Source organism: Gorillibacterium timonense (assembly GCF_001457415.1).
GTDB classification, from domain to species: Bacteria; Bacillota; Bacilli; order Paenibacillales; family NBRC-103111; genus Gorillibacterium; species Gorillibacterium timonense.
On sequence record NZ_LN881724.1, the window covers coordinates 1,380,348 to 1,407,059 of the forward strand.

A 26,712-nucleotide genomic window follows, 5' to 3' on the forward strand; every position below is an offset into this window, starting at 1 on the left:
GGTTGGAGTGGTTCGATGACAAAGAAAGTTACCATGCAGCAAATCGCCGACCATTTGGGCGTGTCGAAGTTCGTTGTGTCAAAGGCATTGTCGGGAAAGGGTGGAGTCAGCACAGCGGCGAAGGAACGGGTTCTTGAAGCAGCCGCTCAGCTCGGCTATTTCACTCAGCACAACGGAAACCGCCTTCGCGGCAAGCGGGAAGAGAAAGCGCCGAAGCTGCCGACTCCCAAGCACTCCATTCTTGTTCTAATGCCGAATGTCCGCTACCAGACGATGGATTCGACCTATTGGGGCAAGATCATTGACGGCATTTCGGCCAATTTGAGCGAATACGGCTGCGGGATGGTCATACTATCGGAGCAAAAAGTAGAGAACCTGCGCAATATCCTCAATTTGGACGGCATTCTCGGAATGATTGGGGTAGGGGTCATCTCCTCTGCTATCCTCCTGGAGATTCACCGGCTGGGTCTGCCGATGGTGCTCGTCGATCATGAGGATTCGCTGATTCCAGCTGACACGTTATTCCTCAACAACATCGACAGCATGAATCGGTTAACCCGTCACCTCCTTGCGATCGGTCACCGGAACCTGCAATTTATCGGCAATGTCGGGTTCTCGCGCAGCTTTCAGGACCGATTTGCAGGATATCGGGCGGCGATGGAAGAGGCCGGTCTGACTCTTGGCGGCGAAGCTCACGGCTATCTCAGTCTGGATGGCCTCGATCACTATGAGGATCAGCTGGTTCCATGGCTTTCGAGCAAGAAGGAGGAAGGTCGCTTGCCAACCGCGCTCGTCTGTGCGAATGATTCCATCGCCTTGGGTGCGATCGAAGCGCTGACGAGGCTTGGGTTATCCGTTCCCGATGATGTATCGGTCACCGGGTTTGACAATATTGAGGATTCCGTCTGGTCTTCTCCTCCGCTTACGACCGTCCACGTACCAAAGGAAGCGTTGGGTCGCAGAGCGGTGCGACAGCTGATGGATCGCATTCACGCGGGGAAAGATCCCTACGAGAAAATTCTGCTCGCAGGCGAAATCGTCTATCGCGGTTCGATTCGCGAGTGGGGAAACCCTATGCCCGATAACGATAATTAACGGCGGACTTATTCTTATAGGTTGCTCAATTCCAGGACAAATGAATATCGATCGAATAGACGCATCCATCACCACCGTGACAGGGGAGATGAGATGCGCCTTTTTGTTAGCGAGCTATGGAAAAAAAGGCTTCCCTATCTGAAAACGTCGATAGGGAAGCCAGGTTCGTTACTGCGTTATGGTAAGGTTGGAGGGTTACGAATGCTTCTTCTCCAAGCGCTCAATCATTTCCATGCAGGCCCGGCCATTGTGATACGGGCATTTCCATGCGCTGACCTTGGATTGGTCGATGACCGGCTTCCCATCCGCGGTCACACCCCAATACCACTCTCCATTCGTGCGGTCCGCGATATACTGATCGATGAAGGACCAGGAACGCACGGCGGCATCTTCAAAGCGGGTGTCTTCGGTCATCTGGTACGCATTGTAGAAGCCGACCATCGCTTCCGCCTGCGGCCACCAATCCTTGTTGGGGTCCAACAGCGTTCCATCCGCCGACGCTTCGTTCCAAATTCCACCGTCTTTGTCCACTCCTTCTTGCAGAGTAGCTTCTGCCATTCGGATCGCAACTTCCTTGACGCGTTCGGTCAGTTCGTCGTTGCCAAGCACCTCGGCGGCTTCCACGAGCAGCCAGCTTCCTTCGATGTCATGGCCGTAGGAGATATGATGCGACTTGATCGCCCATTCTTCATCGAAGAACAGCAGGAAGTGAGCCGTCTTCGGATCAACGATATACTGGATCGTCACTTCGATGAGCTCTTTCAGCGTTTTCTGCAGAGCAGCCGAAGGCCAGACGCGGTACAGGTTGGTGTAGCCTTCCAGCACATGGAGGTGGGTGTTCATCGATTTCGGTTCATTCAGATCCTTGCCGCTCAGACTGAGCTCTTCCGTCGGAGACCAATCGCGGTTCAGCGCTTCGACATACCCTTTGTTAACGGGATCGTAAGCGTATTTTTCCAGAAGTTCGAACAGCTTGACCGCCTCATCGAGCGCAGCTTGATCTTTTGTAGCCCGGTACCATTCGGAGAGGGCATAGATCACAAAGGATTGGCCGTACACTTGCTTCTTCGTTTCGGCGGGGTTGCCCTTGGCATCGACGCCCCAATAGAAGCCACCGTGAACGGGATCCTGGAAACGTTCCTTCAAGTAGCCAAGCGCCCGTTCCGCCATTTGGCGGTAAGCGGGATCCGGGAACAGGCGGTAAGCGGAAGAGAACGTCCACAGAATGCGAGCATTCAAGACGAGGCTTTTATGCGCATCAGCCACGACGGACAGATCGTTGCGGATTTCGCCGCGAAAGCCGCCGTTCTCCTCATCCAGCGCATGGTTCATCCAGAATGCCAGAATGTTGTCCTTCAGTTCCTTTTCCACTTGGGGAAGCAAGGTTTCGTTTAAATTCGTCATCGGGTTTCCTCCTTGAACATCTTCGTTTTGTCATGATAATAGGAGCGGATCGTCGCTTCCGCCTTCTTGCCGTACACCGAGTAGCCGCCTGTTCGGGGAGCAACTTCAAGAGAGGGAAGCTTAACCGGCCAATCCCAGAGCATGAAGCCCTCCACCCAAGGACGTTTCTCGCAGGAAGTGAACATCGCACGGTAAAACGCATCCTGAGCTTCCTCGGAGGGGGCACCATCCATCGCCCAATCGTTGGGCAAATAGTCGGAGCCTTCCTGGCTCATGCAGCCCGCTTCCATGAAGAAGAACGGCTTGCCAAAGGAACGGACAACCGGTTCGATCCGGTCGAGATTTTCCTCCCAGGCATCGACGGGATAATACCCGCTTGAGGAGATGTAGTCGACGGCGTCCCACCACTTGACATGGTTCTCCTGATATTTGTCGCAATTGTAGGTGATCGGTCCGGAATATACCTTGCGAACCTCCGCAATGAGCTGCCGCCATTCCTGTTCCCGATGGTCGGTGGAGACCATCTCACAGCCGATGCAGAACAGATCGCAGCCGGTTTCCTCGGCCAGCCGGGCATGGTGGAGAATATAGCGGGAGTACGAGTGGAACCAGTCAGACCATTTCGGTTCGCAAGGTACATCCATCTCGAAAAAATGGATATGGGCACGCCAAGTTCCGTTCCGCACGTTGACGACCGGTTTCAGGCAAACCTTAAGGCCGAGCTGCTTGGCCTTCTTGATGGCAAGCCGGATCTCTTCGTCGGTTACGGTGGGAGCGCTCTCATAATCGATGCGTGTCGACTGAGGATGATCCTGCAGTGCTGCAAAAGCGACGGTGACCCAATTCACCTCAAGCTTATCGGCCATGATCTCCATGGAGCGCATAGCTTGCTCGGTATTCCAGGTGTCGCGGATGCCGGTCTATCCCCAGGTCATTCCGGCCTTGTAGGTCTGCATGGCTTCGTTCATGGTATCCCTTCCTTCTCTGAGCCGCCATTGAAGTTAGCATAACAGAATACAAATAATATAACAACGACGGATTGCGCCTGATAATAGTGAAAAGACAGCGCATTTTCTGCTTATTTTTGTTAGCCTTGAAAGAATAACAGCATCGGTTCTTCTTTCGACGATTTCCTCTTGTTTTTTGCAATTCAATATGGTTATTCTTACAAGGATGTTACCCTTTCATTCAACCAACAGGGAGAGGACAGACACATGAAGAAGTGGCCGGAATGGAATCAAGTCGGTTATTTACCGACAGAACGAAAGCGCTTTAACGTACAAGGCTCGGAGGAACGGTTCGAGATCGTGGAGGCCAAAACCGGCACCGTGGTTTGGAGAGGAACCACTTCTCCCGGCTTGACGGATAAAGCGAGTGGAGAACAAGCAGCGAAGGGGGATTTCAGCGATTTGCGCGAACCCGGTACTTATCTGATCCATACAGCCCGCTTTGAAGACGCGGAGCTGACGATCGCAGACGATTGTTATCACGAGCTTCATCAGGCGCTGCTTCGGGCTTTCTATTATTTGCGGTGCGGGATGGAATTGACCGAGCCCTTCGCCGGTCCCTGGACCCACGGAGCATGTCATCGGCGCCAAGCCTTGATCTATGGTACCGATGAATACCGGGAAGTGAACGGAGGCTGGCACGACGCGGGGGATTACGGCAAATATACGGTAGCGGCAGCGGTCGCAGTTGCCGACCTGCTGCTCGCCTACGAATTCAATCCGGCTGCATTCGTGAGGCCGCTCCCGCTTCCAGAGACGGGCAGCGTGCAGGGAATGCCGGATGTCCTGCACGAATGCCGCTATGAGCTGGAGTTCCTGCTGAAGATGCAGGCTTCGGACGGCGGCGCCTTTCACAAAGTGACCACCTACAATTTCTGCGGCCTTGATGTCATGCCGGAGGACGATCGGCTGCCGCTCGTGCTGTCGCCGGTTTCGTCAACGGCAACGGGAGATTTGGCTGCGATTCTGGCGCTCGCCGCACGGATCTACGAGCCTTGGGATGCCGACTTCACCTCTCGTTGCCTGGACGCGGCTGAGTCGGCTTGGTCCTGGATGCTTCGCCATCCCGAAGGAGTGCCGTTCCACAATCCGCCGGAAATTAAAACGGGGGAATACGGCGACAAATGCGACCGCGATGAACGGTTCTGGGCGGCTGCTGAGCTATTCCGGACGACCGGTAAAGAGGACTATCATGACGCGTTGAAGCAGGCCGTTGAGGGGGGAGGCTTTGACCGGTGCGAGCTCGGTTGGGTAGAGGTAGGAGGGTACGGAACCATCGCGTATCTGTTCACGGACCGACTGAAGACAGATGCGCATTTGCGCAGCAAGCTTCGCGAGGAATGGTTGAAAAGAGCTCGCCGCTACCAAGAGACGGCGGAGCGGGACGGCTACGGGGTAGCGCTTGAGCCGGACGAATACAAATGGGGCAGCAACATGACGATTCTGAATCATGCGCAGCTGCTGCTGATCGCTTCGATCGAGGCATCCGATGCGCTGTATCGGCAGACGGCGCTTGAGCAGCTTCATTACTTGCTCGGCCGCAATGTGCTCGGGCAATCGTATGTGACCGGATTCGGCAAGAATCCGATCCGGCATCCGCACTATCGCCCGGGCGTGGGAGACGGGATCGAAGAAGCGGTGCCGGGCATGGTTTCCGGCGGAGCAAACCCGGGGCTGCATGATGACTATGCGCGCGAGCATCTTACCGGCAGACCGCCGGCTGCCAGCTTTGTGGATCATGAGCTGTGCTATTCCTGTAACGAAATCACGATCTATTGGAATTCTCCGGCCGTCTTCGTTACGTCGTTCTTCGTCTCATTCGCTTAAGCCTTGTAATACGTCCGAAAGAAGATATCCTGTTCATAATTGCCGAAGCCTTTCCCATATAGGGTTAAGCCGCCGACATGCCGGGCGGAATCGGGAACCGCGATCTTCAAGGTCCAATCGGTTTTTGTCCCGGTAAAATCTTGGAGCGAAACATCGGACAACCACTGCCCGTCCACGTAGGTACCGTCCTCCGTTACCCGGAGAACCTTAAGCCAGCCATGCTGATTAACCGTCCACCAAGACGGATTCAGCCTTCCCTTGCTCTCTCCGGGATCTCCGGGGCTCGTCCAGAATCCGAGAAGGATTCCGTTCAGATAGAAATGGATATCGGAGGGCCAATCCGCCCGCGTCCCCGGAGCCTCCGAGCCGATCTCTAGCGAGATTTCGATCTCCTCAAGCGATTGGCTGGCTAGCAAATAATTCGGAATGCGATATTCGATGAAGCCGGAGCCGAACCAGAGCACCTCGGCATGCATCCGCTCGGGATCAAGGAAATAGCGGGTATCGTCAAACTGGCCGATGATTCGCTCCTTCCGGGCAAGACCGCAGGTCGGAAGGACCTCAACGCTGGAATAATGACCGACGGGAACGGATACCTCGTGATAACGGCGAACGGGCGTGCTTCTATCGGGAAGAAGAATCTCCACGCGGTCGACAGCGATCGAGCACATTTTGTGGGTGCCGCCGTTCCGCCGCACGAGCTCCGTTTGGATCAGCTTTCCCTTTTCCAGCTTCTTCACGTGCATGGTGACGATCGCGCTACTTAAGCCGAGAGCCTCCGCCAAATCCTTGATATTCATCGGAGCAACCGCAAGCATGTTGAGGATGCGAAGCCTTACTTCGCTGGCGAGCGCTTCATAGAGTGGAAGCCATTCCGCATCGGTCGTTGCGCGAAACATGGTCATCACCTTTTTCTGTCGTTTAACAATTAGATTAATCCATTTCATTGGAAAAGAAAAGACCATCCTTCCGGGGAGAAACCCGGTTTTGGAAGGTCTTTGGATGAATGGATTTGCGATGTTCTTCATGATTATGTGAAGAAGCTTACGGCAGTTACTGATTCAACAAACTGCGTGCCTTCTTGTTCAACGCGGCAACATCAGGACCAGAGGCGGCATCGTCGGTCAAGCCGAACTTCAGCTTGAGGCGGAGAATCCGCTCCACGCTTTCATCCAGACGTTCGGGCGAAATTCGGCCGTCTTTAACCGCTTGGACAAGAGCGTCCAGAACGAGCTTTTCCTTCGCTGCATCGTGACACACCAGCACGATATCGCCGCCTGCAAGAATGGCATCGACCGCGGCTGTGCTCAGGTCGTAATTTTCCGCTACAGCGCCCATTGTCATGTCGTCCGTGAAGACGACACCTTGGAAGCCGAGCTCCTTCCGGAGGAGGCCGCCGATGACTTCTTTGGAGAAGGAAGCCGGGTATTTCCCATCCAGCTTCGGCAATAAAATATGCGCGACCATGACCGCATCCGCTCCTTGCTCGATAGCGGCTTTAAACGGAACGAGCTCTACCTTGTCGAGCCGATCCCGGCCGTAATTCACGACTGGAAGCCCGATATGCGAATCGACGGAGGTATCGCCGTGACCGGGGAAATGCTTGATGACGGGGACGACCTTCTTCTCGGCGATCCCTTTCATCGTCGCTGTTCCGAGCTTGCTGACAAGCGCAGGGGAGCTTCCGAAGGAGCGATCGCCGATCACGGGATTGTCGGGATTGCTGTTCACGTCCATCACGGGAGCGAAGTCGAGATTATACCCGAAGCCGCTTAGCTGCTCTCCGATCAGATTGCCGATTTGACGCGAGAAAGACGCGCTGTTAGCCTTGCCGATGGCCAGGTTCGTCGGGAATTTGACGAATTCCTCCGGGAGTCGGGTCACGCGTCCGCCTTCTTGATCCAGACTGAGCCAGAGCGGGATGGGATTCTCGCGGTTCGCAGCCTTTAATTCATTGGAGAGGGCGAGCATCTGCTTCGTATCGTGAAGATTGGGCTTAAAGAAGATGATGCCTCCCACATGGCGCTTCACGATCATGCTGCGGGTCGTTTCGTCCATGGAAGTGCCGTCCATTCCGATGATGACAAGCTGACCGATCTTCTCCTCTGTCGTCAGACGGCTTACTCGCTCGGCGATTTCGTCAGCCGGAGTGCTTGGAGTAGCAGGCTCGACTGCGGAAGGAGTCGCCGTGCTCAAGGCGGATGGGGAACTGGCTGGAAGGACGGAAGGCTTCTCGGAAGGAACGGCACTAGAAGCAGAAGCTGCAGGCTGACTCGGCGAAAGCGGCGGCGTGCTTGCAGCCTCGGGAGAGCGAGACGTGCAGCCTGAGAGTGAACCTGCGGTCAGGAGCAGAAGCAGGCTTCCGACGACCAGGCTGCGTTTCGTGATGCGGACGGAATTCATAATCATCCTTCTTTCCGGGTATAGGATGCGATTACCGAGCGAGAGTGGTATTCTTTAAACAACTTAAGGAGAGGAGCCAACCATCATATGGATTTGGGACTTCAAGGGAAAGTGGCTGTGATCACAGGTTCGAGCAAAGGGATTGGATACGCAACCGCGCGTCTGCTCGCAGGTGAAGGAGCATCCGTCGTTCTCTGCGCACGAAGGGAGGACGAGTTGTCGGCCGCTGCCGATCGCATCCGCCAGGAAACGGGGGCATCGGTTCTAGCGGTTGTGGCGGACGTCACTCGGCAGGAGGATTGCCGCAACGTGATCGCCCGCGCCGTCGAAGCCTTCGGACGGCTCGACATTCTCGTCAACAATGCCGGCACGTCGGCGGCGGCTCCCTTCGATACGGTGAGCGCCGAGAAATGGCAAGCCGATCTGGATTTGAAGCTGTTCGGCGCCATCCATTGCTCACAGGCGGCTATCGAGCCCATGCGCAAGGCGGGCGGCGGAGCGATTGTCAATATCGCCACCTCTTCGGCAAAGACGCCGCCGGCCTCCTCGCTGCCCACGACGGTCAGCCGAGCCGCAGGACTCGCACTGACCAAGGCGATGAGCCGCGATTTGGCCAAAGATAACATCCGCGTCAATGCGGTCTGCATCGGGCTCATTCGCAGCGAGCAGATCGAGAAGAAATGGCGGCAATCCGCTCCAGGGCTCAGTTGGGAGGAATTCGCAGCGCTGCCGGATCACGATATTCCGCTCAGGCGGATCGGCAATACGGAGGAAGCGGCCCGCGTTATTGCTTTCCTTGCATCCGAGGCGGCTTCCTATGTAACCGGCACTGCAGTCAATGTGGACGGAGGCAAAGGCCCCGCTTTATAAAGGATTCGGTTTCCGTGCCCATTGCATTCGCATCGGCTGAAGCTTCGATGATTTGTCTCCATTTGGGCATGCTAGAAGTAATCCAGCGGCTGTTGCCGCAGACAGGAGCGCTGATATGAAACTCGATGTTACACCTTCCGCTGCGTCTTTGTTCAAGAACGAATGGGGCTTCCAGCAAGGCGACCGCATTCGCGTGTTTGTCCGTTACAACGGAGAGGGGGACGATGCGTTCGCCTTCGGGATCACCCGCGATGAGCCGAGTTATCCGGCTGTTTCGGTGGAGAAGGATGATCTGCACTTTTTCATGGAGAACAACGATGTCTGGTACTTGGACGGCGGCGATCTTACCATAGATTGCGCGGATGACGGCATCGTATTCAACCGGATCTAGACGGATCGGGATCAACGCTATTACTATAGCATGAGGTACATCGAATGCAAAAAAGAGCCTTCCCTTATCGGAGGTCCACTGGGACCGCTTCCCGTCTGCATAACCGGGGGCAGTCCCTATTGGACCTCTCGGGGAAGGCTTATTTGTCAGATGGGGTCCACCTGTACAGCAGCCTGTTTGCCGCTGACTTGTACGCCCGTCTTGGGCCGTCCGAGCGGCTTCAAATCCCGAATTAAACTCTCGCATAGCTCACGCGCTTGCTGGCCCTGCTTGCCCGAGATCTTGACGGTCAGAAGCACGCTGTCACCGGCTTTGAGAATCCGCTCGGCCTGCAGCCTTTTCGTATCCAGATCATGCTCTTCGATCTGCGGAGTGAGCCGCAGCTCCTTCACCTTCGACTTCCGTTCTCGGGAAGCTTGCTCCTGCTCTTTCGCCTTGCCCTTGGCAATCAGACGGCAGGGGGGAGGACTCGTCAGGAGCGAGGTGCACATCAAATCCACCTTGTGTTTTTTGGCCAGCTCCAACGCCTCTCGGGTGGGGACGATGCCGAGGTCCTCGCCTTCGAGTCCAAACAGGTGAACATCGGCGGCTTTGATTTTTTCATTGGCGATCATTGGATAACCTCCGGACTTCCGATATAATTACACCATATTACCGCCTTGCGGAAGGATTGGCAATTCCTTGCGGCAAGGGAGTGAAGGGAAGAGATCCGTTTGAACCCGAAAGAGAGAGAAGCGGAGATGATTCGCCGCTTTCAACAGGATGAAGAAATGATGATTCTGGTATTCGCCCAGTGGTGCGTGAATCACGGGTTGGACCCGCTCGCCTTGTATACACGCGCTTACCCGCAGCAAGCGGCGAATCCCGCTTTGGCGCATGCCCTCGAGTTGACTGTGCCGAAGGAGGAAGCGGGAGACATTGCGGATGACACGCTCTTGTCGGTGTTGTCGCTATACGATAACGCGGACCTGGCGTTTGTCGTGAGCGAGGAGATCGCCCGGAGGAAGCGCGGATGATCCGCATCGGACTCGCGGGCTGGGGCGATCACGATAGCTTCCATGTCAAACGGGTTGCCCCGAAGGACCGACTGCGCGAATACGCAGCGCATTTTCCGGTCGTGGAGGTGGACAGCAGCTTTTACGCCGTTCAGCCGGAGAAGAACTTCGCGAAATGGGTGAGTGATACGCCCGACGGCTTTGGCTTCATGGTCAAAGCCTATCAGGGCATGACCGGGCATTTGCGCGGGAAGCCTTCCTATACAAGCGATGCGGATATGTACACCGCATTTGTGGAATCGCTTACTCCTGCCATCCGGGAAGATCGATTGGTCTGCGTGCTCTTTCAATATCCACCTTGGTTTGCCTGCACCCGAGAGAACGTCGCTCAGCTGCGGGAGGCTCGCGAGCGGATGGGGGAAATCCCCTGTGCGCTTGAATTTCGGCATCAGAGCTGGTTCACGGAGGACATGCTTCCGCGGACGCTCGATTTTATGCGCAAGGAAGGCTGGGTTCATACGGTGTGCGATGAGCCTCAGGTTCCGCCCGGCTCCGTTCCGGCGGTGCTCGCCGCCACCAGTGAGGAGTTGACTCTGGTTCGTCTGCATGGTCGGAATGCTGCCGGTTGGGTGAAGAGTACGGATGCCAACTGGCGGGAGGTGCGCTATCTCTATCGGTACAGCACGGATGAGTTGGCAGATTGGATGGAGCGGCTTGAGCTGCTGAAGACGATGAGCCGGCAGGTGTGCGTCATCTTCAATAACAACTCAGGCGGAGACGCGGCGGACAACGCCCTGGAGCTAATGGGGATGCTTCCGGGGGCTGGCGGAGGACCCGCGCCGCGTCAATTGGATTTGTTTTAAGGCGAGTGGATGTTCATTGGGGAGAAGAGAGGCGCGAGATGAGTCAGATCGAAGTGAGGGAACTGAGCAAGGAATTCCGATATGCGGTGAAGGAGCCGGGGCTGAAGGGGGCGGTCAAGCATTTGTTTACCCAACAGTACCGGGATAAGCTGGCCGTGGACCGGATCAACCTGACGATCGAGCAGGGGGAGGCTGTCGCTTACGTCGGACCGAACGGAGCCGGGAAATCGACGACCATTAAGATGCTGACGGGAATTCTTGTCCCTTCTGCCGGCACGGTTCGGGTGAATGGCCTTGATCCGCATAAAGACCGGATCGAAAACGCAAAGAAGATCGGAGCGGTCTTTGGCCAACGGACCCAGCTGTGGTGGGACATTCCAGTGGCGGAATCCTTTGCGCTAATCAAAGATATCTATGAAATTCCCGATTTGGAGTACAAAAGGAACATGGAAATCTTCACGGAGCTGCTTGATCTGAACGACTATATCCATCTATCCGGCCGCAAGCTTTCGCTCGGTCAGCGGATGCGGGCGGACCTGGCGGCCGCATTGCTTCATAATCCCGAGATCGTCTATCTGGACGAGCCGACCATCGGCTTGGATGTGGCGGTGAAGGAACGGATTCGCCGCTTCATCAAGCATATCAACCAGGAGAACAAGACGACCATCATGCTGACGACGCATGACCTCGGCGATATCGAGGATCTGTGCAAGCGGCTCGTCATCATCGACAAAGGAAGGATCATTTACGACGGCACCTTGCAGGCGGTTAAGGATGCTTTCGCGCGCGAGAGGGTCCTTCACGTGCAAGTGAAGGAGCCGGCGCCCGTCTTACTGGAGGCGATTGAACGCCTCCCCGGTGCGAATCTCAGCGAAGAGACCCGGAACGGATTACTGAACGGCGGCAAGCAGCTGTCCATCGCATTCGACCGTTTTCGGATTTCGGCGGGAGACGTCGCAGGCGCCATCATGAAGGTGGCGGAGATCGTCGATTTTCGGATCGACGAGCCGAGTGTGGAGCAAATCATCCGGCGCGTCTACGAAGGTGAGTTGGACCTGGCTTCCGCGGGCAAGGGGGCTTGACCATGGGGAAAGCGAAGAAGTATTTGTCCATTGCCGGAAAAAGTGTTCAAAACACGATCTCTTATCGGCTATCCTATTTCATGAACCTCTTTGCCGGATGGATCGGTCTGTTCTCGATGTACTACCTCTGGAAAGCCATCTATTCCGGCCGCAGCGAGCTCGCCGGTTTTACCTGGGAGGAGATGAAGGCGTACCTCGTCGTCACCTTCATCGCCAACTCGCTGCTTTCTTATTACTCGGAGACTCGAATCTCCAGCAAAATCCTGGATGGAAGCGTCGCGATCGACCTGCTGAAGCCGATCGATTTTCAGAAGGCGCGGTTCGCGGAGACGCTCGGCTCCTGCTTGATCGAAGGAGCGGTAGGTGCGGTTCTCGTCGGTATTCTCGGCCTTGCGGTGATCGATGTCCGGCTATCGATGGATTGGCAGACCGGAGGCTTGCTTATGATCAGCCTCGCTTGCTCCCTGCTGGTGAAATTCGGTATTGTGTATTTGACCGCTCTTCTGTGCTTTTGGACGACCGGCTCCCTCGGTCTGGTATGGGCGCGGCAAGCCGTGACGAATCTGCTGTCGGGAGCGTTGGTTCCGCTCGCCTTTTTCCCAACCGGTCTGGAGCGCTTCGCGCTTGTCCTGCCGTTCCAGAGTATCGTCCACACGCCCGCAAGCCTCGCACTCGGAAATCTGTCTGGCGCCGCCGCCCTGGAAATGGTCGGTCTTCAGCTCTTCTGGGCCATCTTCCTCTGGTTTGCAGGGAAGCTCCTGTGGAGCCGGGCGGTTAGACAGATTACCATTCACGGGGGGTGAGGAGAAGATGAGAGTGCGGCGTTCGCTCTATTTGTACCGCAGGTTATTCGGGCAGCAGCTGAAGGCCATATTGGAATACCAGGCGGATTTTCTGATTCTGCTTGTCGCAGCTGCCCTTCAGCAGGTGCTCGGGTTTGTTTTTCTCCGGGTTGTGTATGGGCGCATTCCCGATATCAACGGCTGGGGCTTCTGGGAAATCGCCTTCATCTACGCCATGATCTTCTTCACAGAGGGAGTCGGTTCTCTTTTCTTCGAAGGGACCTGGAGAATCGGTCGGTTGGTGAACATGGGAGAATTGGACCGGTATCTTCTTCGTCCGGTATCGCCGGTTCTACAGATTTTTACAACGGGGATCGGGATGAACGGGCTCGGCAATATTTTACTCGGACTCTTCATCATGATTCAGTCGCTCGTTCGGGCAGGAGTGGAATGGACTCCCGGCAAAGTGGCGGCGGGGATTCTGCTGATTCTCTCCGCCGTGGTCATACGCGTGTCCATTAATCTGGCGGCGAATTGCTCGGGCTTTTGGATCAAGAACGCGGGGAATTCCTTTCCGCTCCTCATCCATAACTTGAGCGACTTCGCCAAGTATCCGCTCACCATCTTTGCTCCCGGGCTGAAGGTGCTGATTTCCGTGTTCATCCCGTTTGCGTTCGTCAGCTTTTTTCCCGCCTCTTACCTGTTTGATAAAGGCGGATGGAAATGGATCGCCTTCGCGGCCCCTGCCGTTGCGATTTACTGCGCGGCTGTGGCCTACGGCGTTCTTCGAATCGGGTTAAAAAAATACGAGAGTGTCGGGAACTGATGGTTTCCGAAATACAGGAGGTGCAGCAGATGGGTCAGCAGCATGAGCAACAAGCAATCGTGAGGAAAGACTCCGTTCTTCACAAAGAAGGAGATTCCCTATACGGGCTGTTTTTCGGAACCTATGCTTCTGCACAGGAGACGGGAGTTCATTATGCCCAGTTTGATGCGGGCAGCGGTGAAATCAAGCTGGCGGAAGGAATCGCTGGGATCGAGAACCCGTCCTTTCTTCATTATGACAAGGATAGCTCGGTGCTCTATGCAGTCAGCGAAGCAATGGAACAGCAAGGAGAGGTGGCTTCCTACGCTTGGCTGCGGGAGGAGAAGCGGTTGGAGCTGCTCGGTACTCAGCCAAGCGGGGGGATGTTCCCTTGCCACATCCGCAAGAATCCACTGCAGCCCTGCATCGCCTTGGCCAACTACGGAGCCGGCGGTGTCAGCCTGTACCCTGTGGAGCTAGACGGTCGCATCGGACCGGCGGCATGCCGGATCGAAGAGGAGGGCAGCGGCCCGCGCTTGGACCGTCAGGAAGGCCCGCATCCGCATTCCGCCAATTGGAGCTCGGATGGCCGCTTCCTCTACGTGCCCGATCTCGGCACGGACAAGATCCGGGTATACCGGCTGGACACGGACGAGGCGGGAACGGGTGACGCTAGCGTGAAGCCATCAAACGCTTATCGCTTGCAGATCGTCTCTTCTGTAAGCTTAAAACCGGGCTCAGGACCGCGGCATTTCGTTCTTCATCCGCATCTGCCCATCGCTTATTCGATCCAGGAGCTGGATTCGACGGTCGCTCGCTTCCGCATCGAGGAAGGCGGCGCGCAGCTCACCACCCGGGAAGTTCTGCCGAGCTTGCCTGCCGATTACCAAGGAAGAAATGACTCCGCAGACCTGCATCTCTCCCGAGACGCTCGGTTCCTCTACGCCTCCAACCGGGGGCATGACAGCATAGCCGTGTATTCGGCTGCTCCGGAGGATGGTAGGCTAACGCTCGTCGAGATCGTACCGACTGGCGGCAGCAATCCGCGCAATTTCGCTCTTTCCCCGGATGAAGCCTACTTGCTTTCGGCGAATCAGGGCTCGGATTCGATTACCGTATTCCGCCGCGATCCGCAGACGGGCAAGCTCACGGGGCCGATATCGACGGTCACCGGGATCAAGCAGCCGGTCTGCATCGAATGGGAGTGAGCGTAAGCAGATGAGGGGGAATGGAGCCGAACGATCGCTCTTCTCTATGAACGCTATCTGGATGCGGCGGCTGATGCGGAACGAAGACTTGCCGAGCAGATTCGCAACACTCCGGGCGAGTATTTTCTTATCAGCCCCTCTTGAAAATCAGACGATGAATGATAGGATGGGAGAGACCATTCTTCTCATGAAAGGAAGATCCCTGTGACCGCCCATTATCACATTCTTGGAGCCAAGCAATTTAACCGGACCGAGTTGGAGGAGCTGTTCGATTCCGCAGCCCGTATGGAAGACCGAGAAACCTGGAACACAGACCCGCGTTTTGCCGGCAAAATCATGACCACTCTGTTCTTCGAATCGAGCACAAGAACACGCTTATCCTTCGAGTCCGCCATGAGTCGTCTGGGAGGCAAAGTCATCGGCACCGAAAATGCCGCACAATTTTCTTCCACCATCAAGGGAGAGACACTGGAGGATACGATCCGCATCGTATCCGGCTACAGCGATATCATCGTGCTGCGGCATACCGATATCGGAGCGGCGGAACGGGCAGCCAAGGTCGCCGATGTGCCGATCATCAATGCGGGAGACGGAGCCGGGGAGCATCCGACCCAAGCTCTGCTCGACCTGTATTCCATCCGCAAGGAATGCGGCCGAATCGACGGCTTGACCATCGCGATGATCGGGGATTTGACCTACGGTCGGACCGTTCATTCCTTGAGCTACATGCTCGCCAATTTCCAGAATATCAAGCTGCTCTTCGTTTCACCGGAAAATGTCGGCATCCCGTCCTATGTGAAGCACTATCTGGAGGAGCAGGGTGTCGCCTACAGCGAAACGGAAAATTTCGAAGATGCGCTTCAGTCGGCGGAAGTTCTCTATCAGACGCGGATTCAGAAGGAGCGCTTTCCGTCTATTGAAGAGTACCGCAAGGCGGAAGGACGGTATATCATCAACCGCGATATTCTGAGCCGGATGCGCAAGGATTCCATCATCCTTCACCCGCTTCCGAGAGCCGGGGAGATCGCTCCCGAGGTGGACGAGGATCCCCGCGCCGCTTACTTCCGACAAGCGCAGAACGGGTTGTATATCCGCATGGCACTCGTGGAGAAATGCTTAACCTTTTAACCGAAGCGAAGAATCTCAAAAGCTTGCGATTGGCTTCCTGTACGGCTTAGTGCCGCTGCAGGAAGCTTTTTTTTGTCGAAGGAAAACGCATTTACAAATAATTAAAATGAAATCCACATCCCCTTAACAAATCCAAAATCATCCATTAACAATCCGATGCGAGAATGAGGATGTAGGTTACATATCCTTTATTCGGAAAAGGTGAAACCATGAAGCCAAGCTGGCAAAAGACGATGTTGGCATTAACGGTAGGCGGGGTTAGCATCACCGGAATGGTTCTTCCGGCAACAGCGGCGACCAAACCGGTCGTAAGCGAAGTGAAGGTTAACGTGGATGGGCAGCAAGCCGGGATTCGTACGATTCAAGCGGGAAGCGTCCGTTTGGTCTCGGTTCGGGATTTGTCGGGAAGCTTCGGAATCGTACCGGAATATTCGGCGGGCAACATCATTTTGAATACGGAAAACACGGTGGAATTGAAGGTCGGTTCTTTGGCTTACACCGTGAATGGAGAAACGAAGCAGTTCGTTACCGCTCCCTTTGAAGCGGGCGGCACTGTCTTTGTAGAACTGAACTCGCTGGTTGAAGCTTTGGGTGGCAGCGTAGAAGCGAACGGACAAGAAACACTCATCCACAGCTTCCAGTTGCAGGAGGGAGACTTCATTTCCGCTCGCTGGATCGGCGAAAACCGCATTTTGGCCGTCCGCGACGACGACAAAGCCGTGTTCCTGATCGACGCTCAAACGAAGAGAAGCACTCTGCTGGTTGTAGACGAAGATGCTGCGGGCATGGTGATTTCTCCCGATGGCAAAACCGGCGTCTATACTTTACCGAGCGGAGCCGTGAAGACGATAAATCTGCAAAACGGCAAAATCAAGACGATCTCCACGGATAACACGGTGAAGACCGATTTGGTTTGGTCCGCGGACGGCAGCACCGTCTACTTCATCCAGGGAGACAACCAAGAGAAATTAGCCAGCGTGAAGCTGGAAACCGGCGCCATCACCAAGCTTCTGGAAGATAAAGTGAACTACAAATCCAACCTGCGGGTTTCGGCGGACAGCAAAACGCTGCTCTACATCGTCAATGTGACCGGGGTTGCCAAGAACGACAGCGACAGCACCGAAGAATCGCTCACGATCGATTACAGCGTCGCCGGGACTCAGCTTGCCTCCCTTGCCCTTGACAAGAAGGATGCCAAGCCCGTGATTCTTGCCGCAGGCAATACGAACAAGCTCTATCCTCAGCTTCTCAAGGATGGAAGCGCCGCTTTCATCAGCATTGACCCAACCGCACAGGAGCCGGTCGGCTCGCTCCAGCTTGTGGCCGCCGCCGATAAAGTGACTTCGGCTCTCTCCGAATTGGATGCGGAAGAAACCGTCCTGACCGCAGCCGGCGACCTTCTTGTAGCCGGACTTAACAAGAGCGGACAGTTTGAACTGATTCAAGTCCAAGCCGATGGCAGCAAGAAGGCAGTCGCTTCTTATTCCGCAGAATTGACCGGTCTGGCTCTTTCCGCGAGCGGACAAACGGTGGGGATTGAAGCCGGTAAAGTCGTTCTCGCGACTTCCGCTGGACTCACCTACTTGACCCGATAATCGAACCGCATGGCGGGTAAACAACCAAAACTAACAATTATCTATGAGGTGAAAATGATGAGCTGGTTCAAAAAAGCATCCGTTCTTGCACTTTCGCTGGCCCTTCTCACAACGGCCGCTGTTACGGTGGAAGCCAAATCCACACTGAAAGGCCGCGTCACGATCAATGGCTCCACGGCTCTCCTGCCGATGACCCTGCAAGCGAAAAAAGAATTTGAAAAGCTGAATCCCAAAGTATCGATCGTTGCCTCGGGCAAGGGCTCCGTTACCGGACCTCAATCCGTAAGCAAAGGAATCGCCGACATCGGCGCTTGCGACTGGGATGCGAGCGTCGACGTTCCCGGATTCAAAGCCTTCAAAGGACAAGTCGCTCATAAGGTCGCAGTCATTCCATTCGCCGCTGTCGTCAACAAAAACGTGACCGTCAGCAACCTCACCACCGAGCAGCTGCAAGGAATCTTCACCGGCAAGATCACCAACTGGAAGCAAGTCGGCGGCCAAGATGCAGATATCGTCGTCATCAACCGTTCCTTCGGATCCGGTACCCGCGTCAATTTTCAATTGAAGGCTCTGGACGGCAAAGAGACCGTGAAGAAGGATAAGAACTACAAGGAAGTCGGCTCCAGCGGCGACATGAAGACGAATGTGTCCACGACCCCCGGCGCAATCGGGTACATCGACCTTGCCTACGTGAACAGCGACATGAAGGCCGTTAAGATCAATGATGTCGAGCCGACGACGGATAACGTCATCAACGGCAAGTACAAGGTATGGTCGTACGGCTACTACATGACGAAAGGCCAACCGACCGGCGCTACCAAAGCCTTCATCGAATATGTGCAAAGCAAAACCTTCCAAGAAGGATCGCTGAAAAAAATGAAATTCATCCCGATCTCGGCGATGAAATAATAAGAACCACGCCTTGAGGATGTGGAAGGAATCCGCGGGCAGGCCGACCTGGCGACTGGCAGGTCGGCCTGCTTCACTTGGAGGTCTTATCGTGAACAAACAAAGCCAACTCATTACCGGCGAGAGCGGCGCCATGGCGGCGCCGGCTCGTCGGTCCTCTTCGGCCAGCACTCGCAAGAAACGCGTACAAGCGCAAAACGCTTGGTTCGGGCGTTATGTCAAGCTCAGCATCTTCTCGCTATGCTTTGTGTTGGCCATGGTCTTGATCCTGGTTGGGAAAACCGGGCTTTCGACCTTTGCTTCATTATCCCCAGCCGACTTCTTCTTTTCGCTCGATTGGACACCGGAAGAGGATCGCTTTGGAGCAGGCTCGCTCATCATCGGGACCTTGCTGCTGACGTTCTTGACCCTCCTCATCTCGGTTCCGGTCTCGGTAGGAATCGCCGTTTTTCTCTCGGAAATCTGCCCGAGCTGGATGAAGCGGATTTACCGTTCCATGCTCGATATTCTCGTCGGAATTCCATCGGTCGTCTATGGGTATCTGGGGTTGACTGTGCTGCTTCCGATCATTCGGCAAGCTTCTGGCGAGAATCTGGGGGACGGACTGCTCGCCGCCTCGCTCGTCTTGTCCCTCATGATCCTGCCGACGATCAGCCGCGTAAGCGATGACGCACTCACCGCCGTTCCTGGCTCGTATCGGGAAGCGGCCTACGCGCTTGGTTCGACTCGGCTTCAAGCGATTGTGAAGGTGATTCTGCCCTGCGCATCACGCGGAATCCTCTCCGCCATCATTCTTGGAATGGCCCGGGCGATCGGAGAAACGATGGCCGTCGTCATGGTCATCGGCAACACGGCCCAGCTGCCGCGCGATCTGGTGACCCCGACATCCGTGCTGACAAGCACGATCGTCATGCAAATCTCGAATGTCGAGTTCACTTCCACTTGGAGCCACGCCTTGTATATGATGGCCTTCCTGCTTCTCGTGATCTCGCTCGGGCTCATCATTCTGCTGCGCGTCATCCGCTCGAAAGGGGAGTCCCAAGCATGATCCAGTCCGGTACCCGCATTCAGATGAATTCAAAGCGTCACAATCGGAGCGTTCGCGCTTTGAACCGGGCGGCGACAGCAGGCTTTTGGCTGCTCGGCCTGGTGCTCATGGCTCTCATCTTATGGCTTCTCGTAACCATTCTGAAAAACGGCCTCTTCCGTATCGATTTCTCCTTTTTAACGCGGGTTCCCGAGGAGTTGGATACGGGCGGCGGTATCGGTCCGGTGCTGTTTAACTCCTTCTACATCCTGATATTGTCTCTTATCATCTCCATTCCGATCGGGATCGGTGCCGGGGTCTATCTTGCCGAATATGCACCGCAAGGGAAGCTGACCGAATTTCTCCGGATCTGCGTGGAGGGACTCGCGTCCGTGCCTTCCATCGTATTCGGGCTTCTCGGCATCGCGATCTTCGTGGAAGCTTTCGGAATTGGGCTTACCGTGCTTGGGGGTGCGGTGACCCTCGCCTTTCTTAATTTGCCGGTGCTGACGCGGGTAACCGAAGAGGCGGTTCGCGCCGTACCCGAGGAATACCGCAATGCCGCTTATGCGCTCGGCTCGACGAAGTTCCAATGCATCTGGCGCGTCGTGCTGCCGGCTGCTTTGTCCGGTATTGTAACGGGGATCTGTCTAACCGCAGGGCGAGCTTTCGGGGAATCCGCCGTAATCATCCTTACCGCAGGACTTAGCACATCCGGGAAAATGTGGGACTTCAACCTATTCTCGCCGGGTGAAACCTTGGCGGTCCATCTCTGGTACGTGCAGTCGGAAGCGCTGGTGGAGGATGCGCGGGACATCGCTGACAAATCGGCGGCGGTTCTCGTCATTGTCGTGCTGCTGCTCAATATGCTCTTTCGAATTCCGCTTTGGTTCCGTTCTCGCAGATTGAGGTAAAGATATCCACTATCCCCGTAAGCGTTTTTAAGTATGAGGATTATTTGAACGATTGTTTGCGCAAGAAGAAAGAACAACCGTAATGGTTTACTCCTCCTACCGATCAGGTGTAAACTGATGCGGGAGATGAAAACCATGAAAAAACTCGCAATCCTGCTGCTGCAAGTAGCGGCTCTCGCACTATTTTCCTACATTGGCAACTTATTAACAGCTTTACTTCATCTGCCGATTCCCGGTACTCTGATCGCCATTCTTCTGGTGTTTCTCCTGCTTAGCACCGGGGTGATCAAGCTGTCCTGGCTTGAAGCCGGAGCGGACTTCCTGATCGCGAACTTGGTCTTATTCTTCATTCCTTCCGCCGTCGTGCTGATGAAGCACACGGAATATTTGCAGACGAACGCTGTCGGCATTCTGCTCGTCGTTGTTGTCGGAACCTTCGTCATCATGGCCATATCGGGAACCCTAACGGAACGGTTGATCACCAAGAGAAGGGATGAACGGCAGCTATGATGGCACTGGTGATGGGGCTTTTCTATTTCTTTCTGACGCTCGGCGCGTATTTGATTTCTCGATTGCTGTACCGGAAGACGAATTTACTGCTCTTCACTCCGTTTTTGATCGCACCGCTTGCCTTGGCGCTTCTGCTCATGGGAACCGGCGTCGAATATGAGACCTACAACAAGGGTGCGGCTTACTTGACGAAGCTGCTGCAGCCGGCGACGGTTGCGTTCGCGATTCCCTTGTACCGTTACTCGGGACTACTCCGCAAGCATTGGAAGCCGATGGTCGTCGGCATTGTCTGCGGCATTCTCATTTCACTAGGCACCACCCTGCTGCTCACCCGTCTCGCTCAAATGGATGCCAGCACGGTCAAAAGCCTGCTACCCCATACCGTGACGACTCCACTCGCTATGATCTTATCGGAGACCTTGAAGGGCGATCCCCAAATCTCCGTGCTGTTTACGATCATGACCGGCATTTGCGGAATGGTGCTCGGTCCGCTAGTTATCCGGATCTTCAAGATCAAGCACGAGGTATCCAAAGGGCTTCTTCTCGGCGTAGGCGCCCATGCGGCGGGCACCGCCAAAGCCTTTGAGTTGGGGGAGCAGGAGGGAGCGATCGCAAGCGTAGTGACGATTGTCACGGCTTTGCTCACCATCGTTGTGGCTCCAACTCTCCTGCATTTGATCGGATTCACCTGAATGAAAGAAATCAAAGAGGACCGGACGTTACCGATTGCGGGAGCGGCCGGTTTTTCATGAAGTTTTCCGATTTGGAAAGAGAAATTGAAATTGTGATTTAGATTACAGAAACGTGCGAGTCCATCCGGTACTCTGGGAAGGATATGTCGAGAAGAGGAAGTGAACGCCGTGGCAGTGGTAAGAAGCAATATCCGACTCGCTTCGGATGTCTATGTCCTGGAAGCGGAGGGACGGTTTGACGGAGAGATGGGGCAATTCTATATGCTCCGCGGATGGGACAGCTACCCGCTATTGTCCCGCCCGATCAGCATCCATGACGTGAGACCCGACAGCATTTCCTTTCTTTATCGGATTGCGGGGTACGGGACGGAACGGTTATCCCGCTTGAAGCCGGGTGATGAGATCGGACTCGAAGGACCTTTCGGCAACGGATTTCCAAAAGTCGAAGGGCGGGTTGCTCTCGTTGGAGGCGGGATGGGAACGGCTCCGCTTTATTATGCCGCTAGGCAGCTTGAGAACCCGGATGTTTATCTCGGCTTCAGCTCGGAAGCATTCGGAGTCGACCGCTTTGAACAGGTGGCGCGGTCGGTGAAGGTGAACGTGGGCGGTTACATCGTGGAGGATATCGACCCTGCCGGATATGACGCGGTCTTTACGTGCGGACCGCTGCCTATGATGCGGGCATTGTCTTCGAAGATGGAAGGGACAGGCGTTCCCTTGTATGTTTCGCTGGAGAAGAGAATGGCCTGCGGTATCGGAGCTTGTCTGGTGTGTAGCTGCGCCACGAAGAACGGCAACCGGAAGGTATGCGCCGATGGGCCGGTTTTTCGGGCAGAGGAGGTAGAGCTGAATGACGAATTCCACATTCACTGAGATCGCCGGAGTCCGGTTCAAGAATCCGTTTATCATGGCATCGGGAACCTATGGCTTCGGCAAGGAATACTCACGGTTCGTGGATTTGAATAAGCTCGGAGGAATCTCCGGCAAGGGCTTAACCTTACATCCGAAGGCCGGTAATAAAGGAATCCGCGTCTATGAGACGGCAGCCGGGATGATGAACAGCGTCGGGCTGGAAAACCCAGGAATCGAAGCGTTTCTCACCAAGGAGCTGGACCGGATGACGGCCTGGGATACGGCGATTCTCATCAATCTGGGCGGCGGAACGCTTGATGAATATCGGGAGGGAGCGGCTCTGATTGAAGCCGACCGATTGAGAAGAGAGCGCGACAACAAGCGCGGAGCGGATATGATCGAGCTGAATATCTCCTGCCCGAACGTGAAGGAGGGGGGGATCGCCTTCGGCATCGACACGGAGGCCGCCCGCAAGGTCGTTCGGGAGGTTCGTCGCGCGACGAAGCTGCCCCTTGCTGTGAAGTTGTCGCCGGGTGCGAAGGATATCGCGGAGATGGCTTCCATGTGCGAGGATGAGGGAGCAGATGCGGTATCCTTGATCAATACCTTCTCGGCGATGAAGATTGATGTCCGCAATAGAAAAAGCGTATTCGCGAACGGATACGCCGGTCTCTCGGGCCCGGCCATCAAGCCGATTGCCCTGCGTATGGTCCACCAGGCGGCGAAAGCGGTCCGCATTCCGGTTATTGGAATGGGTGGCATCTCGTCAGCCGAGGATGCGGTGGAATTTATTATGGCCGGAGCCCATGCCGTTCAAATCGGCACGTACAACTTCGTCAATCTTCGGGCCGGAGCCGAGCTGGCTCAAGATCTCGTCACCTTCATGGAGGAGGAAGGTATCTCTTCCCTGGATGAAATCCGCGGGATCATCTGATGATCGGAAGGGTGATTTCCACCGTGGTTCCGACGCCTTGCGTGCTGCGGAGGGTCATCTTTCCTCCGTGGTTTCGAATGATCTCATGGCTGATCATCATCCCGAGGCCGGTTCCCGACTCCTTCGTCGAGTAAAACATTTGCCCAATCTTCTCCAGGTTTTCCTGAGAGATACCGATTCCTTGATCGGTGATTTGGATGAGCACCGAATTGGCTCCGTTGTAGTCGGTCTTGAGCGTGATTTTGCCTCCGCTCGGCATCGCTTCAATGGCGTTCTTCAATAGATTGATGAGGACCTGCTTGATTTGGTTCTCATCGCAATAGAGCTGCATGGAACCCTCTTGATAGTGCTGCTCGATCTCGATCTGATACAGGATCGCTTGCGTATTGATCAGGGTGATCACATGGTCCAGCAGAGGGTACAGCTCCGCCACCGTGTAGGTAACCGGATGCGGCTTGGATAGGAAAAGGAGCTCTTTCACGATGCTGTCGATTCTCGAGAGCTCCGACAGAATGATCTCATAAAACTCCTCTTTCACCGTCCCATTCTTCATGAGCTGGATGAACCCCTTGATCGCGGTCAGGGGGTTTCGAATTTCATGGGCAATCCCGGCCGCGAGCCCTCCGACAGCGGTAAGCTTATCCGAATTGAGCGCATGCTCGTGGATGTTCTTTACCTCCGTATGATCTCTCGCTACCAGCAGGTAGGTTCCGGCCGGGGCGATGCCTTCTGGCATAGAGAGGATGGCTGCTTCCAGCCAAAGAATGGAGCCGGTTCGGGTTCGGCAGCGGAAGGTGACCGGCTGCCCCTGAGAGAGATTCATGTGGGAACGAACGAATTGGATATCTTCTGGAGGAATTATCTGCTCGATCGGAATCGTAAGAACATCCTCTTCCGAATAACCCGTGAGGGAATAGAAGGACTTCGACAAGCCGGATATCGTAAAATCTTGATGAATCAAGCAGACGATATCTTGAAAGGCATCATGGATGCGCATAGTCAGCAGCTGCTGTTGACGAACACTGTACTTTGCCTGTTCCAGCTCCGTCACATCATGAAAAGTCCCCGCCCAATACGAATCGGCATCCTCCTCGTCGCATATCCATTCGCCCGAAACCCGAATCAACCGGAAGCTGTCATTCATGCATCGAATGCGGAAATTGGCGGAGAAGGACTTATCCTTCGAGATTTCCGGAAATCTCATCAGGTCATCGGGGTGTAGTCTTTCGATCATTTGCTCCCCGGTAAGCTCCCCGCCCATGGGCTCCATGCCAAGTATGGAATAAATTCCAGCAGAGCAATAAAGACTTGGAATTCGGTTCTTACTCCATTCCCAGCAGCCGGCTAAAGCGGCTTGCTCGGCGGCGAGCGCTCGTCTTCGCCTTTGCCGTTCAAGCTTGTCTCGCTTTTTCGCTTGCGATAGATCCTTATAGGAAGCGAGGAACCAGGATGTCGGGTTCTTGGTGGAATCCATCTTGGTTAAGACGACCTGCATGGGACGCGTTGACCCGTCTTGAAGCTGCCAGTTGATTTCATAAAGGATCTCAACCTCATCGGAGACGGTAAAGCTGCGGTATTTCTCTCGCTCCTCCCATTGGTCTTCGTGGTGGGTGAGCGCGAAGATCGGAAACCCGATCAGCTCCGGGACAGGTATGCCGCAAAGAACGCTGAAAGCTTCGTTCGCTTGCAGAATGATCCCCTTGCGATTGATTACCGAAATTCCGTATGGAGCATGGCGAAAGAATGAGGAATATACCAATCGTACGACATCGGTTTCCATGCAGACGGCAAACCTCCCAAAATAGGTAACATTTCCTATTCTCCTTTGATTGTATAGGCTTATGGATTGGAATACAACTAAAATCGTTAGGTTATGCAAGGAATAATGAAGGGCGGGAGCGGGTAATTCCCTAACATGGTTGGAAGGACAGACAGCGGAGCCTATTGCGCGAATGGATAAGCTGAACGGGGAAGAGGATTACGCTGACCACGGATTAAGGTGCTTCCGAAAGCAAGGGGATCTAGGACTTGTGACCTTGCGGTCAACCCTATATTGTGAACGTTTAGCGAAATATTCCTTTTTTCAACCTGTATTCTATGCTATACTTGCTGATAGAAGGGCGCTATCAGCCGATGTTCACCAACCAATGCGCAGCAGCATCCGGAAGGGAGATGAAGTTCGGATGGAACAAGGCCTGCAGCAATTTGTCGGATCTCCGATTGAGATCATCTATCTGGAGGAAGACAACCGAACCATTCAGAGAAGAATCGATATCCTCACAGCGGGAGCCCAATGCGTCTATGCGTATTGCTTTACCCGCAGAGAACCGGAATTGTTCCGCAACCGCGACATTCTGGCCGTTCTCCCTGTCGAAACGCGAAGCCATTGAACGGCCCGCGAGGAGGAATCCTCTGCGGCCTATTCTTGTTTCATAACCAAAAAAACCGATGATCGCCCCGGGCAATCATCGGTTTTTCTTTAGATTCGGCATACATTAGAGGGGCAGTTCTCGCATTGGCAGATCGTTCGTAATCCGTCCAAATCCTTGATGATAATATGACTGCTCTCCTGATCGATAATCCCATCCTTTTTGAGATCGCCGAGCATGCGGTTTACGCTTTCCCGGGTTGCCCCGATCATATCGGCGAGCTCGCTGTTGGTCAGCTTCTTGGTGATGAGGATATCATCGCCGCGCACCGTTCCATACGTGTTCGACAGGCGAATCAGCATCGAGCAGAGGGCGCCGGGCTTGCCAAACATCATCAGGTCGCGAAGCTTGGCTTGGGTCATCCGGTGCATCATGCCCATCCATTTCATGAATTCGACCGCGAGGGCGCCGTGCTGCCACATGAGAACCTCCAGGTCCTTGCTCAAGATAGAGCAGATGACGCTGTCCTCGGTGATCTCCGCAGTCATGGTATGGGTTGAACCGTGCAGGCCGTCCAATTGGCCGAAGAGGTCACCGGTCTGGTGCATATACAGGATGAACTGTTTCCCTTCGTCGTTGGATTTGGTGATCTGAACGCTGCCTTGCTTAATATAGAAAAATTTGTCGGCAGGGTCTCCTTCCCAATACAGATGAGTGCCCGCAGCTAATTTCGTCTCGTACATGATCTCTTCGATCAATTTGAAGTTTTCTTGGGAAAAGACCTCCGTATTGCGGTTAGATGTCACTTCCGACTGAGTTTGCTTAGCCATCACAGGCCTCCTCCCCTCAAATTACCATTATTATACCACATCTTTATCTTATTGTGTGACTAAACTCACTCATGTTGCAACAAAATGTGAATTATTTCACGTTATGTACACAAATTTGTAGAAGAGCGAGGGAAACACCGAGGATAGACATTTTCTACCCTGTATTGATAAAAAATAGTAATGAAGTGATAAAAATCATTGTTTGCCCTACTCCTGCATG

27 protein-coding genes are annotated in these 26,712 nt (G+C 54.7%); 20 read left to right on the plus strand and 7 right to left on the minus strand.

What is annotated here, in order from left to right; translation table 11 throughout:
* Window positions 1-15 precede the first annotated feature (15 nt).
* Window positions 16-1,095 carry a LacI family DNA-binding transcriptional regulator gene (locus BN2684_RS18800; RefSeq protein WP_058303656.1) on the plus strand — a complete coding sequence of 360 codons (1,080 nt, stop codon included), beginning with the start codon at window positions 16-18 and terminating at the stop codon, window positions 1,093-1,095.
* Window positions 1,096-1,290: 195 nt separating this feature from the next.
* Here the strand turns inward: BN2684_RS18800 and BN2684_RS18805 are convergent, their stop codons facing one another.
* Together BN2684_RS18805 and BN2684_RS18810 are read right to left on the minus strand one after the other, a co-directional pair.
* Window positions 1,291-2,499: an AGE family epimerase/isomerase gene (locus tag BN2684_RS18805; protein WP_058303657.1), complete on the minus strand. Its 1,209-nt coding sequence runs from the start codon at window positions 2,497-2,499 to the stop codon at window positions 1,291-1,293.
* On the minus strand, window positions 2,496-3,413 hold the full coding sequence (locus tag BN2684_RS18810) for a glycoside hydrolase family 113 (RefSeq protein WP_392389036.1): 918 nt from the start codon (window positions 3,411-3,413) through the stop codon (window positions 2,496-2,498). Before BN2684_RS18810 ends, BN2684_RS18805 begins: the two co-directional genes overlap by 4 nt.
* A gap of 300 nt (window positions 3,414-3,713) precedes the next feature.
* Here BN2684_RS18810 and BN2684_RS18815 point away from each other — a divergent pair, with 300 nt between their 5' ends.
* Entirely contained in the window at window positions 3,714-5,333 is a 1,620-nt protein-coding gene (locus BN2684_RS18815; protein WP_058303658.1) for a glycoside hydrolase family 9 protein, read from the plus strand.
* Here BN2684_RS18815 and BN2684_RS18820 read toward each other — a convergent pair.
* Window positions 5,330-6,232 carry an ArsR/SmtB family transcription factor gene (locus BN2684_RS18820; RefSeq protein ID WP_058303659.1) on the minus strand — a complete coding sequence of 301 codons (903 nt, stop codon included), beginning with the start codon at window positions 6,230-6,232 and terminating at the stop codon, window positions 5,330-5,332. The genes BN2684_RS18815 and BN2684_RS18820 overlap by 4 nt on opposite strands.
* Window positions 6,233-6,386: 154 nt before the next feature.
* Complete coding sequence (nagZ, locus tag BN2684_RS18825; RefSeq protein WP_058303660.1) at window positions 6,387-7,736, minus strand: beta-N-acetylhexosaminidase; 1,350 nt, start codon at window positions 7,734-7,736, stop codon at window positions 6,387-6,389.
* Between the two features lie 87 nt (window positions 7,737-7,823).
* Here nagZ and BN2684_RS18830 point away from each other — a divergent pair, with 87 nt between their 5' ends.
* Both BN2684_RS18830 and BN2684_RS18835 read left to right on the plus strand, forming a co-directional pair.
* Window positions 7,824-8,606 (plus strand): SDR family NAD(P)-dependent oxidoreductase, encoded by a 783-nt coding sequence (locus tag BN2684_RS18830; RefSeq protein WP_058303661.1) that lies wholly within the window; start codon window positions 7,824-7,826, stop codon window positions 8,604-8,606.
* 115 nt (window positions 8,607-8,721) lie between these two features.
* Complete coding sequence (locus BN2684_RS18835) at window positions 8,722-8,997, plus strand: HesB/YadR/YfhF family protein (protein ID WP_058303662.1); 276 nt, start codon at window positions 8,722-8,724, stop codon at window positions 8,995-8,997.
* A gap of 146 nt (window positions 8,998-9,143) precedes the next feature.
* Here the strand turns inward: BN2684_RS18835 and infC are convergent, their stop codons facing one another.
* Entirely contained in the window at window positions 9,144-9,611 is a 468-nt protein-coding gene (gene infC / locus BN2684_RS18840; RefSeq protein WP_058303663.1) for a translation initiation factor IF-3, read from the minus strand.
* A gap of 99 nt (window positions 9,612-9,710) precedes the next feature.
* Here infC and BN2684_RS18845 point away from each other — a divergent pair, with 99 nt between their 5' ends.
* The 15 genes from BN2684_RS18845 to BN2684_RS18920 all read left to right on the plus strand — a co-directional run bounded on the left by BN2684_RS18845 (window position 9,711) and on the right by BN2684_RS18920 (window position 23,293).
* On the plus strand, window positions 9,711-10,013 hold the full coding sequence (locus BN2684_RS18845) for a hypothetical protein (protein ID WP_058303664.1): 303 nt from the start codon (window positions 9,711-9,713) through the stop codon (window positions 10,011-10,013).
* Entirely contained in the window at window positions 10,010-10,855 is an 846-nt protein-coding gene (locus BN2684_RS18850; RefSeq protein WP_058303665.1) for a DUF72 domain-containing protein, read from the plus strand. The genes BN2684_RS18845 and BN2684_RS18850 overlap by 4 nt, the downstream gene beginning before the upstream one ends.
* A gap of 38 nt (window positions 10,856-10,893) precedes the next feature.
* On the plus strand, window positions 10,894-11,937 hold the full coding sequence (locus tag BN2684_RS18855) for an ABC transporter ATP-binding protein (protein WP_058303666.1): 1,044 nt from the start codon (window positions 10,894-10,896) through the stop codon (window positions 11,935-11,937).
* A 2-nt stretch (window positions 11,938-11,939) separates the two neighbouring features.
* On the plus strand, window positions 11,940-12,740 hold the full coding sequence (locus BN2684_RS18860; protein WP_058303667.1) for an ABC transporter permease: 801 nt from the start codon (window positions 11,940-11,942) through the stop codon (window positions 12,738-12,740).
* A 7-nt stretch (window positions 12,741-12,747) separates the two neighbouring features.
* Complete coding sequence (locus BN2684_RS18865; protein ID WP_058303668.1) at window positions 12,748-13,545, plus strand: ABC transporter permease; 798 nt, start codon at window positions 12,748-12,750, stop codon at window positions 13,543-13,545.
* A gap of 29 nt (window positions 13,546-13,574) precedes the next feature.
* Window positions 13,575-14,732: a lactonase family protein gene (locus BN2684_RS18870; protein ID WP_058303669.1), complete on the plus strand. Its 1,158-nt coding sequence runs from the start codon at window positions 13,575-13,577 to the stop codon at window positions 14,730-14,732.
* A 204-nt stretch (window positions 14,733-14,936) separates the two neighbouring features.
* Window positions 14,937-15,860 (plus strand): aspartate carbamoyltransferase, encoded by a 924-nt coding sequence (gene pyrB, locus BN2684_RS18880; RefSeq protein WP_058303671.1) that lies wholly within the window; start codon window positions 14,937-14,939, stop codon window positions 15,858-15,860.
* Between the two features lie 209 nt (window positions 15,861-16,069).
* Window positions 16,070-17,455: a stalk domain-containing protein gene (locus BN2684_RS18885; protein ID WP_058303672.1), complete on the plus strand. Its 1,386-nt coding sequence runs from the start codon at window positions 16,070-16,072 to the stop codon at window positions 17,453-17,455.
* A gap of 57 nt (window positions 17,456-17,512) precedes the next feature.
* Window positions 17,513-18,364: a phosphate ABC transporter substrate-binding protein gene (locus BN2684_RS18890; RefSeq protein ID WP_058303673.1), complete on the plus strand. Its 852-nt coding sequence runs from the start codon at window positions 17,513-17,515 to the stop codon at window positions 18,362-18,364.
* 91 nt (window positions 18,365-18,455) lie between these two features.
* Complete coding sequence (pstC, locus tag BN2684_RS18895; RefSeq protein WP_234340272.1) at window positions 18,456-19,412, plus strand: phosphate ABC transporter permease subunit PstC; 957 nt, start codon at window positions 18,456-18,458, stop codon at window positions 19,410-19,412.
* Window positions 19,413-19,435: 23 nt separating this feature from the next.
* The gene (pstA, locus tag BN2684_RS18900; RefSeq protein WP_058304627.1) at window positions 19,436-20,305 is read left to right on the plus strand and encodes a phosphate ABC transporter permease PstA; all 870 of its coding nucleotides are present in this window, start codon (window positions 19,436-19,438) and stop codon (window positions 20,303-20,305) included.
* A gap of 135 nt (window positions 20,306-20,440) precedes the next feature.
* Window positions 20,441-20,815, plus strand: a complete 375-nt coding sequence (locus tag BN2684_RS18905) for a CidA/LrgA family protein (protein WP_058304628.1) — start codon at window positions 20,441-20,443, stop codon at window positions 20,813-20,815.
* On the plus strand, window positions 20,812-21,507 hold the full coding sequence (locus BN2684_RS18910) for an LrgB family protein (RefSeq protein ID WP_058303674.1): 696 nt from the start codon (window positions 20,812-20,814) through the stop codon (window positions 21,505-21,507). Before BN2684_RS18905 ends, BN2684_RS18910 begins: the two co-directional genes overlap by 4 nt.
* Before the next feature lie 168 nt (window positions 21,508-21,675).
* The gene (locus tag BN2684_RS18915) at window positions 21,676-22,380 is read left to right on the plus strand and encodes a dihydroorotate dehydrogenase electron transfer subunit (protein WP_058303675.1); all 705 of its coding nucleotides are present in this window, start codon (window positions 21,676-21,678) and stop codon (window positions 22,378-22,380) included.
* Window positions 22,358-23,293, plus strand: a complete 936-nt coding sequence (locus BN2684_RS18920) for a dihydroorotate dehydrogenase (protein ID WP_058303676.1) — start codon at window positions 22,358-22,360, stop codon at window positions 23,291-23,293. The genes BN2684_RS18915 and BN2684_RS18920 overlap by 23 nt, the downstream gene beginning before the upstream one ends.
* Here BN2684_RS18920 and BN2684_RS18925 read toward each other — a convergent pair.
* Entirely contained in the window at window positions 23,286-25,073 is a 1,788-nt protein-coding gene (locus BN2684_RS18925; RefSeq protein WP_058303677.1) for a PAS domain-containing protein, read from the minus strand. The genes BN2684_RS18920 and BN2684_RS18925 overlap by 8 nt on opposite strands.
* A gap of 403 nt (window positions 25,074-25,476) precedes the next feature.
* Here BN2684_RS18925 and BN2684_RS18930 point away from each other — a divergent pair, with 403 nt between their 5' ends.
* The gene (locus BN2684_RS18930) at window positions 25,477-25,683 is read left to right on the plus strand and encodes a hypothetical protein (RefSeq protein WP_148450019.1); all 207 of its coding nucleotides are present in this window, start codon (window positions 25,477-25,479) and stop codon (window positions 25,681-25,683) included.
* 89 nt (window positions 25,684-25,772) lie between these two features.
* On the opposite strand, the gene BN2684_RS18935 is transcribed toward BN2684_RS18930, so the two are convergent.
* Complete coding sequence (locus BN2684_RS18935; protein ID WP_058303679.1) at window positions 25,773-26,492, minus strand: Crp/Fnr family transcriptional regulator; 720 nt, start codon at window positions 26,490-26,492, stop codon at window positions 25,773-25,775.
* Window positions 26,493-26,712 lie beyond the last annotated feature (220 nt).